The sequence below is a fragment of the Pseudomonas sp. MF6767 genome (assembly GCF_016405475.1).
Classification (GTDB): domain Bacteria; phylum Pseudomonadota; class Gammaproteobacteria; order Pseudomonadales; family Pseudomonadaceae; genus Aquipseudomonas; species Aquipseudomonas paracarnis.
On the sequence record NZ_JAEKCY010000016.1, the window covers coordinates 102237 to 116087 of the forward strand.

A 13851-nucleotide genomic window follows, 5' to 3' on the forward strand; every position below is an offset into this window, starting at 1 on the left:
CGAACTGTGGGCCTGTCGGCCATGAATGACGCGTGAAAATGGGCGACGATTCTACACGACTCATTGTCGTCAGCTGAACGCAGAAGCGAAAAGGCTGACCATCGGATCAGAAAAGTCGCTCCCTGCACCTTACATGACCGCAGAACTAGCCCTCAAGTTCGGTTGAAATGATATCGCGCTGCTATCAATCCCGGGACTGGCCCTAGTGCGTCAATGCTGTCTGCACGCACTCAAGCAAGTGGTCGGTACTCCAGGGCTTGGGCAGAAACCGCACGGAACTGCCCAGCTCGGCGGCGATTTTCGTATTACCTGAGGTCAGCACTACCTGTACTTCAGGCCACCGGTGGGCGACGACACGGCTCAAGTCATAACCATTGAGCAAGCCGGGCATTTGAATATCACTGACAATCAAATCCACCGGGTCATCGCCGCGCTCCAGGTAAATCATCCCTTCGTCTGCCGATGCAAACGATGTCACCACCGCACCAAAGTCTTCCAGCACATCCACCATCAACGCCCGAATGATCTCGTCGTCTTCCAATACCAAAATCGATGGCTGAGCCATGATCCTTACTCCACCATCAGGGGTTCAGTAAGGTGGAGTAGGGGTTGGGTATATAGGTTCGATTGGATGTTTTTTAAACGATGGGTGGTCATTTGGCTGCTTGTGAGCCATGGGCACGACAATCCGTTAAGGTGAACGCCACCCTGCCATCCAAGGAATGCCATGTTCGACCGTAACCCACTCGTGCCTGAACTGATCGTCACCCGCCTTGGCGCGAGCCTGGCGTTCTGGATCGAACAGTTAGGTTTCGCTATTGCCTATCAGCGCGCAGAAGAAGGCTTTGCCTACCTCGACCTTAACGGCGCGCAAATCATGCTCGAACAATACGGCCCCGAGGCCGGCCAGTGGCTTACCGCACCGTTGCAGCCCCCATTCGGGCGCGGCATCAACCTGCAAATCGATGTGCCCGCCGTAGCACCCATCCTGCAACGCTTGGCGCAGATCGGCTGGCCCTTGTTCCGCGATGTAGAGGACGCCTGGTACCGAGCCGGTGACGTGGAGGCCGGGCAGCGCCAGTTCATCGTGCAAGACCCGGACGGGTATCTGGTGCGTCTGGTGCAGCGGCTGGGAGAAAGGCCGGTCGAACAGGCATAATCCAAGGCAACAGCCGATAGGGAGACGTGAATGAAGTATGTGTTATTGACCCTCGCCCTGACCGTTATCGCCGCACCCGCGTTCGCTGCGGGCGATGCCGAGGCGGGCGGCAAACTCTTCACCAAGACCTGCGGCGGCTGCCACAGCATTGGTGAGGGCGCGCGGGGTGGTTTTGGCCCGGAACTGAACGGCATCATTGGCCGGCCTGCCGGTACCACTCAGGACTATCAGTATTCGGATGCGATGAAGAACTCGGGCGTGGTGTGGACGCGGGAAAAACTGGCGGCCTACATTGAAGATCCGAAGTCGGTGGTCAGTGGCACGCGGATGATCTTCTGGGGGATCAGTGACCAGGAGAAGATTGAAAATATCCTGGCGTATCTGGAGACATTCCAGCCCAAGTGAGATGCCCAGGCTGGCACGCATCACCGTCCTCTGTCCTCCTACAAAAAATCACAGTGTGAGCGTTAGCCTGCATCAAAAGCCTACACACAAGTAGGACCGTTCTGATTTGCGCCTGACCTCACCATTATCGGCAAAGCGTTTGCTACGTTCGTGTGAAAAATACGCGATGGAAGCGCTTAATGCTGACGTTCAACTCCCTATGGAAAAACCACCCGGAAATTTTCGGAGACGCCGCCCCTTGTAGAACCAACGGCGCCAAAAATTTCAGTGACCAATGCGCCATTAACCTGGGCGTAGCACTGCGCAGGTCAGGCGCCGACCTGAGCAGATTGAGAGGCGTGCGCTATTGTTGGCAGCATGCCAAGAGTGAGGGCCATGTGCTGGCGGCTGAGGAAATGGCCAAAGCTCTAAATGGCGCGAATATCCCCGGCTTGCAGCGGCCGAAAAAGATAAAACCTGAGGATTTCGAAGAAGTGTTGGCGGGGCAGCAAGGCATTATCTTTTTCAAAGATTTTTGGCGCCGAGGGAATGAGACGTTTGGCAATCGCAGCGGTGACCACATTGACCTTTGGAATGGACGGCGGTTGACGGATTGGCTGAGTTATCCGCGTATCCAGCTGGGATTTACGATTGAGGGGACGTTCTCGGACTATCACGAGTCCAGGGAGATCTGGTTTTGGAAGATCATATGAAATTGGTTAAGGGCGTGGTGTTTGTCGTCGGGGTGGTTGTAGTGGCGCTCGGAGTGTTTAACGGTTTGGTGGTGGTCGTGTCTGCGTATTTTGGGCCGTTTTATCAAGGGGATGCGGATCAGAGCAGGAATTTTGGGCTTTGGTTGGTTGGGAATGGGGTTGTGGTTTTGGGAGCAGCGTTCAGTGGGGCGGTTTGGTATTGCAGGCGTTTGAGTAGGTGGCGGGAATGAAAATGTGTCCGAGTATTAAGTGAATCAGCGGCTGTGATTTTTCCTTAAAGGGCATCGCAGGCAAGCCAGCTCCCACATTTTGAGCGATGTGTATCAGTTGAACCGCAATAAAAAAGACCTTGAAGCATCAAGGTCTTTTTTGTGCCTGTGGATCAACTCAGCAGGTGCTTGGAAATCAGCCGGGAGATTTCCACGATCGAGGTCTTGCCAGTGAATTCGAATTTCACCTTCCCCAACGACGAAAAGTAAATCTCCAACTCCGAATCAAGATCAAACGTCCCGGACGTTTCCACCGAGTACGCCACGATGTTTTTGTACGGCAATGAGGTGAAGTCCTTCTTGCTGCCGGTAATCCCTTGCACGTTCACCGCGATGATGCGTTTGGTGGTGAACACGACGCCGTCGCGCATGGCCTTGTAGGCGTCGACCACTTCTTCGCCGTCCAGCAGCAGGGCCGCTACGCGCTCGGCGTATTCGTCGTTTTGCTTGAGCTTGAAAAAGCCTTTGTTGTTGAAGTCGATCATGTGCCTGTCCTGGGTAGGTGGTGCCGCCGGTGTATGACGTTTTGCTTGCGGATCTGTATCTAACGCCTGGGCCTTCAAGCCCCTAGCATGACGCTCAACACGACCGCGTCGGCGAAGGATTTCACGCTGGCAGCTTAAAAAACCAGGAGCCAATCCATGCCTGATATGTCCAGCTTGCTCGCCTACGGCCTGATTTCACTCGGCATGGTACTGACACCGGGGCCGAACATGATCTACCTCATTTCCCGCTCCATCTGCCAGGGGCGCACGGCCGGGTTGATTTCCCTGGGCGGGGTGGCGCTGGGGTTTGTGGTGTATATGGTGTGCGCGGCGCTGGGTATCACGGCGTTGGTGATGGCGGTGCCGTTTGCCTACGACGCGCTGCGGCTCGGCGGGGCGCTGTATCTGATGTACCTGGCCTGGCAGGCGGTCAAGCCGGGTGGGCGTTCGCCATTCCAGGTGCGCGACTTGCCCAAGGACAGCCCGCGCAAGTTGGTTACCATGGGGCTGGTCACCAACCTGCTCAATCCCAAAGTGGCGGTGATGTATTTGTCGTTGCTGCCCCAGTTCATCGACCCGAACGGTCATGGCAGTGTGCTGGTGCAATCCCTGGCGCTGGGCTCCCTGCAGATTCTTATCAGCGTGAGCGTCAACGCGGTGATTGCCTGCATGGCGGGTTCCATCGCGGTGTTCTTCGTCACCCGGCCTGGTTGGCAGGTGCTGCAGCGCTGGCTGATGGGGTCGGTATTGATGGGCTTGGCGGTGCGGATGGCGGTGGAAGGGCGCAAGTAAGTCCACGTCACAGGATGGCTTTCAGGTAATCCTTGAGTGCGTGGAGCGGGGCGTCGAGTATTTCCAGGGTCGGTGCTTCGCGCACGTTCGTTGCGAGCCGCTGCAACTCGCGACCCATGACGGTATCGGCGCCACCCAGGGTGTCGAGTGCCAGAGACAGGCATTCATCGAGCTTCACTTGGATCTCGGCCAGGTTTCCCTGGCGCACCAACAACCCAAACACCTCGCGATCATAGCCCTCCATCACGGGATCATCGCGCAGCAACGGGCTGCCGTCGTCAGTCTCATGCACCAGCTTCAACGCAAACAACGCAACCGCTTCAAGCGTCAACTCCATGGTCCCGCTCCCTCCACTGCCACGCCTGGCACTTTTTTGCAGGCGAAAAAAAAGACCTTGAATTTCAAGGTCTTTCTTTAAGATGGTGCCCCGAGGGAGAATCGAACTGTCTCCAAAAATGGCTTAAACCCCTGTAAACCTCGATATACGGGGCTTGTGCGAGATTTTACTTCCAAAAATTACTTCCAAAAAGCTCCTCGCCACGTTACCTTTCGTGCAGAAGGAAGGCAATGTGCCTTCAGGACAAAAATTGCACAGGAAGGGTTTTGATGGCGGTCGATAACCTCAAAAACATCGACGGGACATGGTACGTCCGGGTGGCGATCCCGAAGGATGTACGGTCTCATTTTGGGAATCGAACTGAGTTCATCAAGAGCCTCAAAACGGGTCGTAAAAGCGAAGCTATGGTGCTTCGCACGAAGGATCTGCATGAGTTCAAGAACCTCATCGCGAAAGCACGCAAGAAGATCATTGCTGAGCAAGAGCTGGGCGTGATTGCAGCGCAGCCGGTGAGCGTGGATTTTGATGTGCTGATGGAGAGTCTGGAGGAGATCAAGCAGGGCTTGGCAGAGCAGAAGGACGCTCGTAGGAAAGCGTTTGAGGATTCTGACTATGAGGATGTGCGGGCTGTGCGAGAGATCACCAGCCACCGCAATCTGCTGACTCAGCGTGCCGAAGAGAAGGAAGCCATTGGCGAAGAGCTTGATCCGGCGATGGCGTCTCTCCTGTCCGACCTGAACGACTTTGAGGCTCAACCCACCAAGTCATTCAAGAAATCAGAGGAACTGCTCGAACGGCTTGAAACGACGATGAAGCTTGGATCGTTCAAAGGGTACGCCGAGGATGACGATGAGAAGCGCCAGGTTGCTACCCTCATTGCTGAGCCTACCAAAGCCGTGAAAAAGCATCCGCTGAACGAGAAGAATTTCGTTGAGTTTCATAAATATGAAATGAAACGAAAGGTAACGCTTCGCTCAATTGATCGGCACGTAAATCGCTTGAATATGCTGAAAGATTTTCTCAATAAGCAGAAATTCGCAATGGATTATGAATCCACTCGCGTATTCCTTGAATCTCTGGATTGCGGTGATAAGACAAAGCTACAGTATCTCTGCTCCTTTAATGCATTTTACAAATACATGTTCAACGACGTAGCTTTTCGTCAAGAATACCCAGTTAACCCATTCATGAACCATGCGGTGAACAAGATACGGCGTGGCGCAAGGAAGGAAGAGGTACGCAAGGCGTTCACTAAGGATCAAGTGAAAAGCCTGTATAGCAACGCTTTGAGCCAAGGGAAGCAGCGATTAGCTGATCTGATTCGTCTCGGTGCCTACACGGGCGCTCGTATTGAGGAAATCTGCCAGATCAAGCTTGAGGATTTGAATGATGTGGATGGGGTGTATTGCATCGATATCAAACAGTCCAAAACCAACGCTGGTGAGCGTCTTGTGCCTATCCATTCTGAGCTACTGCCGCTGGTGGAACGTCTCAAGAAGGAATCCAAGGACGGCTACCTGCTGAAAACCAATCGCGGCGGTAAGTACGGCACAAAATCCAAGGAAATGAGCAGTGAGTTCTCTGCCTTTAAGATTGCTCTGGGGTACTCAAAAGAGCTGGTTTTTCACTCGTTCCGCCACACGATGGTGACTGAGCTGGAACGGGCGGATATCAAGAACATCCTCGTCATGTCGATTGTAGGGCATGAGGTTGGTGGAAACCTCTCGATGACGTTCGACCGTTATTCAGACGGTCCTACACCTGTCGCAAAGAAAGAAGCGATTGAGAAGGTGCGATTTGGAATTTGAGAGGCTTTATCGAACTAAGATGAAATGGTAGGTTATTTATAATTTCCCTGCAGCATCGTAAAGCGTGTCATTTACCATCAAATTTGATGCTCAAATCTTATTGGCTTGTGATTTTGCAAAAAGCTTCTTGGATTGCTCTAAATTTCTCAATTCGAAGGTGTTCACAAAAAACTACAAATGCTTTTATCCAGCTTTTGGCTCTTTCGGTAGGGTCATTTGAAGATTTATTAATAGTGCGGCTGTAGTAGCAACCAGAGCAACCCCTTCCCGCGAAGCGATTGTTCTTTACCTTTCTGCGTAGCAAGCGTTCTTGATTTCATAAAGAATTTCTCGCAATGAGAAAATTCTAGGATTTCACACGCCGAGAATGTCTATTCCCACTCGCTGCTTTCCTGTTTCCAATTTCTTAGCCCCCTAAATTCTGCTTCCATTCTGGACTGGTAGCGGTAAGGATTCGCCAGAGCCTAAACTTTTTTCGAAGTAGGCTTTAACTCTAGCGCGTGCGCATACGCGTGCGTATAGAAAATACCCCCTTGAATTTAAAGGGCTGTAGGGGTATCGAACATTAAAAAAACCATGTTCAAAGATTTAAAATGTCTATTTATGAACATTAAAAAAACCGTGTTCAAAGCCCTATTTTTACTCATAGTTGAGGTTTTGGTTTTTTTTGAACATTAAAAAAAACCATGTTCAAACCACGTTATTGAGTTTTGGTTGGCGTACAGAGAATTTATCCGTTTGCATGGGTGGATTATTATTTTTGTATTTATTTTTGCTTAATCCTCAAATTTGAGGTTTTAATATGTTATATTTTTTAGATAAGATTAAAAAAGGTAAGTTATGAGAGATTCGAACAATAGCTATATTAAAATAAAAACTGACTTCAGCACGCAAAGCAAGTTAGCAAAACTAGTAAAGGAAAACATCAATGCCTATGCTTTATTGATGTATTTATGCATGGTTTCAGAAGCCACTAAGCGTGACGATATAAAAATAATCCAGTTCATCGCATACGTGACGATTACTGATTTGGCTGATTATATTGGAAAGTCAGAAGAGACCGTGAGAAGGGCTTTGAACGTTTTGAAGGGTATGGATTTGATTTATTGCGATTTAGTGCAGAAGGCAAGTGAAAGCGGTCCCGCTGTTTATGTGGTTGAAGCCAAGATTAACAGAATACAATAAAAAAGACTGCGCTAACAGTCTTATAGAATAACCCAAACGGAATAAATTATGAGAAACCCTTTTACTAGTCTACCAAAAAAGAAGCCAGAAACAAGATACTATGTAAAAACATATCGACAAGCTACGCCTATCATCGCTGCTGTCAATATTTACAGCGGCTTGGCATCAGCCATATTGACCTATGCAATTGATGAAATGAACGTGAAAAATGAATGTGAAGCTAATTTGCAGGATCTGGACACAGCCCTAGGAATCAAGAATGCGGCGACTCGCACAAAAGCGTTGAACGTACTTAGGATGATGAACCTGATTGAAACATCTACGTGCAACCGCACCGGGATTACAAAATTCAGAATCAATTCGAAGGCGTATTCGACGGAATCTGAGGTAGCCGCCCTTAAATCTTCGACATTTCATGAGGATCTTAATTTCGCTGCTCTGGATGAAAATGGTTTTATCAAGGAAGAGGCTATTAAGAATTTCAAGGCGCGTAAGCCCGCATTGAAGAAGGTTAAGGAAGATAAAGATGGAATCCCTTTTTGATAACTTTGAGCACGGTTTTATTAATGCTCAGTCGTGTTCAAGAATTATTATAATAATAATCAAAATTTATCAACGTTAAATCTGGATTTGAATTAGCGGTATGGTATCATTTAGGTATAACAATATAAAATTAAATGAATACCTCAGAAATCAAGCTTAACAATTATCTAGAAATTATTTCTAGAATCTACAAATTACCTACCTATTCCCCAGCTCTGCTTAGAGAATTGCTTAAGTATGTCGATGCTGATGGGATTATTACGCTTTCAAAATGGCGTAAGCAGAATATCGCCAAAGAGGTCGGTATCAATGTTTACACGATTAATAATGCTTTGCAGGTCTACAAGCGCACAGGCATTGTGAATTGGGAGGCGGTGAGCGTTTTTACCTTGAATAGCAATATTTTCGGTAAAGAATTTCACGGAGCCTACGATGGCGAGTTCAAAAAGCTCAACCTCAGATTGGTGATTGAGTTTCCAGATAGCGTTTTAGGTGTTCAGTCCAAGGTTACTGGAGGTGCGATATGAATTATGCCTCCGTACAGGACCGCCAAAAATTCCTTGTGAGCCAGCTCTCAGCCTTTGATGCTGACCACTACATCATCATCGTGAAGCCCAACGCTGGGCTACGCAGAAAGGGCAAGACAGACCTCACAATCAACCATATTCCTCGGAAATCTGGCTTCAAGTCCACTGGGTACGCCGTTGAGGACTTCATGCAGCCAAGGCTCTGGAATTGCCTCAGCAAGTACAATTCTGACGGCTACACCATCACCGTGAAATGCAAGTCTACTAAGTACCATTACGTTGCCCTTTATGACGTGAGCCACAGTGAGCTGACAAGACTGGTGGAGGTGGAAGGCGCATCCCCTTGCTTCGTGAGCTTCCTGAGCGAGAACGACCGCCTAGAGAGGTTCTATTCAGTGGTCCTGCGCTTCCGTGTGACAGAGCACCAGAAGGACACGATATACGCGAAAAAGGTAGCCAGCAGCTTCCAAGTGAAATTCGGCTTGAAGAAGATCGATGACCTCGAAGCCTGCATCCCTCTCGCCGGATTTTGGGACAAGAAGTCAGGAACGTTGGTGAAGCCCAATCGTGCGAAAAACCGCGATTGCGAAGCTTGTACAGGGCGTCTGGCGACGTTTGTGAAGGGTGGGCTGGCAGATCTGCACGATGAGCCAGAAGCGCCTGTAATCGACCGTTCTGGCAATGATGACTTCTATTTCGAGTCATGCCTAAAAATGATGGTTTATAACGCCAATAAAGCTGGTGACGTGATAGACGAAGCTGACATTGAAAGGCGATTGATAAATAAATTGGTCAAAGAGCATTATCATATCGACCAAATCAAAGGCTTTTTCGTGCAACGCGAAATGCCTAAAGAAGAGGTTTGCGATTTCTGAAGGAATCGCTTGCAGGCGGTTACGGATCGATCAATAATTTTCTCAGTCCCGCACAAAGGAATTGAGCAAATGAATCTTCCTGAAAATGTTTTTGAAAATCCCTATAAGGCTGGTCAGTATCTCCAATTCACTATGAATGTCGCTGAGATTGTTCCGGCTTTGATTTCGACCCTCTCAACCTACCAAGCCTTCACCATTTCCGAAGACCTGTCCTACGTCCAGTCAATTCTTGCGCAGCAAAGCGTGCTTTTCGATGAGAAGCAATTGACTGAGCTGTTCTCCATCCATGACGTACTTGCTTGCCTTTTCGGTCAATATGGTGATCTGGATTTGGAAGAGACGTGGAACGACTACGTGCGAGATTTCACTAATCAAATCACAAGAGCTGATTTGAAATCGGCTGGCTTTGTCATTTTCAAGGCGTATTGCTTACGCGCCCATAAGGTTGAGTCTGTCTCTGCGCAGTGGGGCGATGCAGAAATAATCTAAAATATTTTCGCTTAAGACTTGAATGTCAGAATAAAATGGTAGAATAGTTGAGTAGGTAGATAAAAAGTATTATTTGGTTGTGAGATTTCGAGTCTGCCTACATTTTTCATTTTTAAATTATTTGTTATTAAAAACTTCTCCGAGTTTTTTGACCGCCCACGTAGGCGGTTTTTTTGTGGTTTATTTTTCTTTAATAGTCAATTGGTGTTAAACGATTTGGTATAATTTGCTTACTAACCAAATAATATAAATTATGAAAACTACAAGTAGCCCCTTTTCTCGCGTATCATTCGCTCCATCCAGAAACAAAACTACGTTTTATAAAGAGTTGAAATTTAACGAATGGGAATTTTTTGCTCATTCGTTTCGAGTCCATGAGTGGGAACCTGTTGCTCGTAAAATGGATGAGGATGAGTTGAAAGCATTCATGGATACATTCGACGATGTATTGTTCAATACTGACCTGGATAATCTTAAATATATTTGCACATTAAAATGTCATGGTGCAGGGGCTAAGGATCAAGACTACTATTTTATAAAATCTCCATCTGGGGAATTTCATAGCTCATATATTGTTTCACCTGATGAGGAGACTCAGCAGTTGAGGGTCTATAGATATTACGGTTTGAGCTTCGCAGATGATCTCTTTGATATTTCTGTCAGGGGGGTAGTCTTCAACGTATTTTATGCTTATGAGTATTGGCACGATAATTTCAGACTTGGGGTTTCTTTTCCGACCTTCAAAAAATACATCAGACAAGGAGGAAGTCTGACAGAGCTGATTCCCGATCAGCATGACTGAGCTGATTCCTCATATTTACATTTAGAAAGCCCGCGCACTTAAGCGGGTTTTTTACGTCTCGATCTTGTCAGGTGCGGGGAATCGATCAATCATTGGGCATCGATGAGCTGGAGAACCATCATGCATTGGACCTTCAAGGACCGTTACCAGCCCCACCTAACGCTGAACATTGACTACGATATGCCAGCAACGTTGAAGAGGCTTGGCGATACCTTCGAAGAATTCCGAACGTATGAAATGCTTGAGGATTCTGAGAAAGACAAATCTCCAATGGAGTCGTTCGAGAACTTCCCTATCCTAGCAATACACACTGCGCTCAGTAGCGTGTACACCGCATACAACGAGAAGCATGAATTTGACTATGAGGCTTATGAAAAAAGGGTTCGTAAGCACCTAATTGACGTGCATCCAGCCTTCGCAGCCAAAGCGTTTGCTGACTGCATTTGTAAGCTGCGCTATCAACAAAGCCTTCTGGTGCAGTGCGAATCAGAGCAAAATGTAGATATGATTTTTGAGGAAAGAGAATAAGCGCTATATCGCAGTTTGGTTGTTGCAATTTGGTATAATATGAGCATACGAATAATATGCTCAAAAATGAAAACAATAAAAATATTAACGACAGCATTTCTTTTGGGTTCGACCGCTCAAGCTTTAGCTTTCGACTCAAATTCAGCCATTGACTATGAACCACTAGCTCTTTCATTGTCGTGCCAATCGGGATTCACTACAGACCCTTCGGGCTACAAATTTGGTGGTGTCGATAGAGGGTACGGATATTACCCAGCCTATTACGATAGAAACCAAGGCTTGGGCACCCGAATCCATTACGTCAAGAGTAAATTCACTGGTCAGTATTTAGTACACGACCCCCTTGAAGGCGCGTGGGAAAACGATCTCACAGCTTTCTTCGAGGAATTTGGTTTCGATGAAGGTGTAGAGGTTAGGGGGATGATAACGCCGACCCTCGCAGCGTGTTATCCAATCAAAGACGATCCAATCGTCTCGCCTCCTGCACAAGAAGACCCGATTTTTTCATTTGATAATATGGTGATGACTGCGTGTCCCTACGGGAAAACTGTAGGTGGTGTGCTAGGCGGATCGACATACAGAACCGGCACAATCCCGTTCTACAGCACAGTCAATTACAGCTCAGGCGAGAGCAAGTACTACCTAAAAAGCTTCAATGGCTTGTACTCAGAAATCGCGATGACGGACAACGGAGACGGGAGCTTTAGCTTCCCTCAGTACACCGCTGCTGACGTTGATAGCTACGGCAAATGGAATGAAGACAGTGTGCAAGCCTGTGCAACCCCACCAACGGCTCCTGTCGAGCCTACACCTGAGCCAACGTATCCGACGGTTCCAGGCGATAAGAATTACTCGCCAATTTCAAGCATCGACTACCGCGAGTTTTGCCCTGCAGGGTTTACCGTTGGTGGTGCATCTGGTGCAAGCACAATGCGAGTCGGGACTATCACCGTCTACCACAGCTATGAAGCTGCAAATCAGACCAGCTCATGGAGCATGAGACAGAACGCTACTGGGTCATATGACACGTTCTACACTGCTCAATCAGCGGTTGGAATCATTCCTTACCCAACTGCGACTCAGGCGCTGGTCGATAAATACGGCTACATGCTTCCCGGCAGTGAGGCTGCTTGCCTTCCAGTCGTGACAGCTCCGGCGGTGCCAACGTACAGCTTCGATTTACCGTACAACGAGTATTGCAAAGCCGGGGAAACCGTTGGGGGAGCCACTGGTGGAAGCAACGTGCGCACAGGCAAGGTGCCGGTCTACTACCTCTTCGACCCAAAAACCTTCACGTCCAAGAACTACTTCTTTGACGGGGTGAATTACACGCCGATCACCATGACAGAGCAAGATGGCTTCTCTATGTTCCCGCAGATCACAGAGGAAATGGTGAAGAAGTATGGTGCGCTCGACACGAACAGCATTGCTGCTTGCCAGACTGTGTCGGTGGAGCTGCCTGAACCGACTCCACCGCAGGAAGGATGGATTGAATTCGGGTATGAAAACTGCGCTGCTGGCTCAACCGTAGGTGGGGTAGAAGGTGGTTCGACTCAACGCATAGGCACCGTTTCTGTCTGGTACGGGTTCGACTCGTATGGGACGCAGCAATACTATTTCCACTCTGCGAAGACAGGGGATTTGGTCCCTTTCGACTTCTCTGATTTTGAGTCATACGTCGAACCAGATTGGGATATTGGGAAAGGGAACATCGACCAGTACGGCACATGGGAGTCTGATAGCGTTCAAGCCTGTACGCCTGTCCGTACCTCAGTCGATGCGGTGGAAACGAAGACAGAGAACTGCACGGCTCCGCTCACAGGGACCATCACGCTACAGCGTTCATACAAGCTGTGGTCAGACGGCGTGAAGGATCAGTATGGTGACTGGTCAGTGACGAACAATGCGTGCGTTGTGCCTCCTGTGGTTGTTGACCCTACGCCACCAGTGACAGTGCCTACCGATCCTGCTGAGCCTGCAGATGACTTCGTGACGATTCACGAATTCGAGCTTAGCCGTGAGGTATGTGAGGAAGGTCAGACTGGTGAGAAGACGTACAGATTCGACTGGACATACGACCTCTACGCTGACGGCAGAAAGGAAAACTATACAGCGAAAACCAAAACGGCTTTGACCAATACCTGCAAGACGTTGACTGATGATTTGATCGAGACCAAGCCGAGGGAAATCAGCGAGAGCTGCCCTAACGGTCAGGTTGGGACCATCATAATTCTTGGGCAAGACGTGACGTATTCGTTGAGCGGAACAAAATTCGTAGAGATTTCACGTCAGAATAATTGCGTAGCTGAATTGTCTGATTTCGAATCCGAATTCAAAACCGAGAATTGTTCTGCTGGTCAATCTGGCTCCATCAAATCCGTTCGTTATGCAGCAACGAAAACTGATGGAACAAAGGTCTATCCGTATGGTGAGACGTACAGCGTAGTCGAAAATACCTGCTCATCGCCTTCTGAGGCAGATGTGTCGAACGAGATAGCTAACGGCGCTGCTCGCGGTATCCTTGCGAACCAGTCTGTGAAAGCGTCTGACAGTGCTCAGGTCAAGGTAATCACTGACTATGTGAACAATGCGGCGGCTGATTTTGGGGACTACAAGCTCAACATCTCTGTCGATTCCATCGCTGTCGATTCGCAAAAGCTGGGCGCATTGACGCACGCTTGGGTGAGCAAGACAGGCGGAAAAATCAACCTTGGCAGCTTACCTCGCAGCCCTGTGAGCTACATCGGCAAAGGTGGAATAACCAAGGATAATGCGAGCAAAACGGTCATTCGTGATGTGAGCTTTAGCCAATCCACCGGCAAATTAACTGTACATTACACACAATCCAAATCGATTCTGGATACCGGGTCTGTACAGCGCTTCGAGGTTCCTTTAATCGACGCAGGGCAGGCTGGTAGCGCCTTGAACTCCGTCAGAGCCTACTGATTCTGCTGC

At 48.7% G+C, this 13851-nt stretch carries 16 protein-coding genes; 13 read left to right on the top strand and 3 right to left on the bottom strand.

From position 1 onward, the window contains the following. Positions 1 to 202 precede the first annotated feature (202 nt). On the bottom strand, positions 203 to 565 hold the full coding sequence (locus JFT58_RS22645; RefSeq protein ID WP_003194033.1) for a response regulator: 363 nt from the start codon (positions 563 to 565) through the stop codon (positions 203 to 205). A 162-nt stretch (positions 566 to 727) separates the two neighbouring features. Between JFT58_RS22645 and JFT58_RS22650 the strand changes: the two genes are divergently transcribed. From JFT58_RS22650 to JFT58_RS22660, 3 genes are all read left to right on the top strand, one after another. Beyond that, on the top strand, positions 728 to 1159 hold the full coding sequence (locus tag JFT58_RS22650) for a bleomycin resistance protein (protein ID WP_054897818.1): 432 nt from the start codon (positions 728 to 730) through the stop codon (positions 1157 to 1159). Positions 1160 to 1189: 30 nt separating this feature from the next. Further along, entirely contained in the window at positions 1190 to 1564 is a 375-nt protein-coding gene (locus JFT58_RS22655; RefSeq protein ID WP_034128041.1) for a c-type cytochrome, read from the top strand. Between the two features lie 179 nt (positions 1565 to 1743). Further along, positions 1744 to 2256, top strand: a complete 513-nt coding sequence (locus JFT58_RS22660) for a type VI secretion system amidase effector protein Tae4 (RefSeq protein ID WP_054897817.1) — start codon at positions 1744 to 1746, stop codon at positions 2254 to 2256. 382 nt (positions 2257 to 2638) lie between these two features. On the opposite strand, the gene JFT58_RS22665 is transcribed toward JFT58_RS22660, so the two are convergent. Further along, entirely contained in the window at positions 2639 to 3010 is a 372-nt protein-coding gene (locus JFT58_RS22665; RefSeq protein WP_019817496.1) for a PH domain-containing protein, read from the bottom strand. A 156-nt stretch (positions 3011 to 3166) separates the two neighbouring features. Here JFT58_RS22665 and JFT58_RS22670 point away from each other — a divergent pair, with 156 nt between their 5' ends. Beyond that, positions 3167 to 3802: a LysE family translocator gene (locus tag JFT58_RS22670; protein WP_054897816.1), complete on the top strand. Its 636-nt coding sequence runs from the start codon at positions 3167 to 3169 to the stop codon at positions 3800 to 3802. 7 nt (positions 3803 to 3809) lie between these two features. On the opposite strand, the gene JFT58_RS22675 is transcribed toward JFT58_RS22670, so the two are convergent. After that, complete coding sequence (locus JFT58_RS22675) at positions 3810 to 4139, bottom strand: hypothetical protein (RefSeq protein ID WP_054897815.1); 330 nt, start codon at positions 4137 to 4139, stop codon at positions 3810 to 3812. 269 nt (positions 4140 to 4408) lie between these two features. On the opposite strand from JFT58_RS22675, the gene JFT58_RS22680 reads away from it, so the two are divergent. The 9 genes from JFT58_RS22680 to JFT58_RS22720 all read left to right on the top strand — a co-directional run bounded on the left by JFT58_RS22680 (position 4409) and on the right by JFT58_RS22720 (position 13842). Then, the gene (locus JFT58_RS22680) at positions 4409 to 5947 is read left to right on the top strand and encodes a tyrosine-type recombinase/integrase (RefSeq protein WP_198834609.1); all 1539 of its coding nucleotides are present in this window, start codon (positions 4409 to 4411) and stop codon (positions 5945 to 5947) included. A gap of 840 nt (positions 5948 to 6787) precedes the next feature. After that, on the top strand, positions 6788 to 7132 hold the full coding sequence (locus JFT58_RS22685) for a hypothetical protein (RefSeq protein WP_198834610.1): 345 nt from the start codon (positions 6788 to 6790) through the stop codon (positions 7130 to 7132). 48 nt (positions 7133 to 7180) lie between these two features. Next, positions 7181 to 7675: a hypothetical protein gene (locus JFT58_RS22690; RefSeq protein ID WP_198834611.1), complete on the top strand. Its 495-nt coding sequence runs from the start codon at positions 7181 to 7183 to the stop codon at positions 7673 to 7675. A 134-nt stretch (positions 7676 to 7809) separates the two neighbouring features. Next, positions 7810 to 8202 carry a hypothetical protein gene (locus JFT58_RS22695; protein ID WP_198834612.1) on the top strand — a complete coding sequence of 131 codons (393 nt, stop codon included), beginning with the start codon at positions 7810 to 7812 and terminating at the stop codon, positions 8200 to 8202. After that, entirely contained in the window at positions 8199 to 9077 is an 879-nt protein-coding gene (locus JFT58_RS22700; RefSeq protein WP_198834613.1) for a hypothetical protein, read from the top strand. The genes JFT58_RS22695 and JFT58_RS22700 overlap by 4 nt, the downstream gene beginning before the upstream one ends. Before the next feature lie 69 nt (positions 9078 to 9146). After that, positions 9147 to 9566 carry a hypothetical protein gene (locus JFT58_RS22705; protein WP_198834614.1) on the top strand — a complete coding sequence of 140 codons (420 nt, stop codon included), beginning with the start codon at positions 9147 to 9149 and terminating at the stop codon, positions 9564 to 9566. Between the two features lie 253 nt (positions 9567 to 9819). Continuing rightward, positions 9820 to 10368, top strand: coding sequence for a hypothetical protein (locus JFT58_RS22710; protein ID WP_198834615.1), 549 nt, complete (start codon positions 9820 to 9822; stop codon positions 10366 to 10368). Between the two features lie 120 nt (positions 10369 to 10488). Further along, complete coding sequence (locus JFT58_RS22715) at positions 10489 to 10896, top strand: hypothetical protein (RefSeq protein ID WP_198834616.1); 408 nt, start codon at positions 10489 to 10491, stop codon at positions 10894 to 10896. A 66-nt stretch (positions 10897 to 10962) separates the two neighbouring features. After that, the gene (locus JFT58_RS22720) at positions 10963 to 13842 is read left to right on the top strand and encodes a hypothetical protein (protein WP_198834617.1); all 2880 of its coding nucleotides are present in this window, start codon (positions 10963 to 10965) and stop codon (positions 13840 to 13842) included. Positions 13843 to 13851 lie beyond the last annotated feature (9 nt).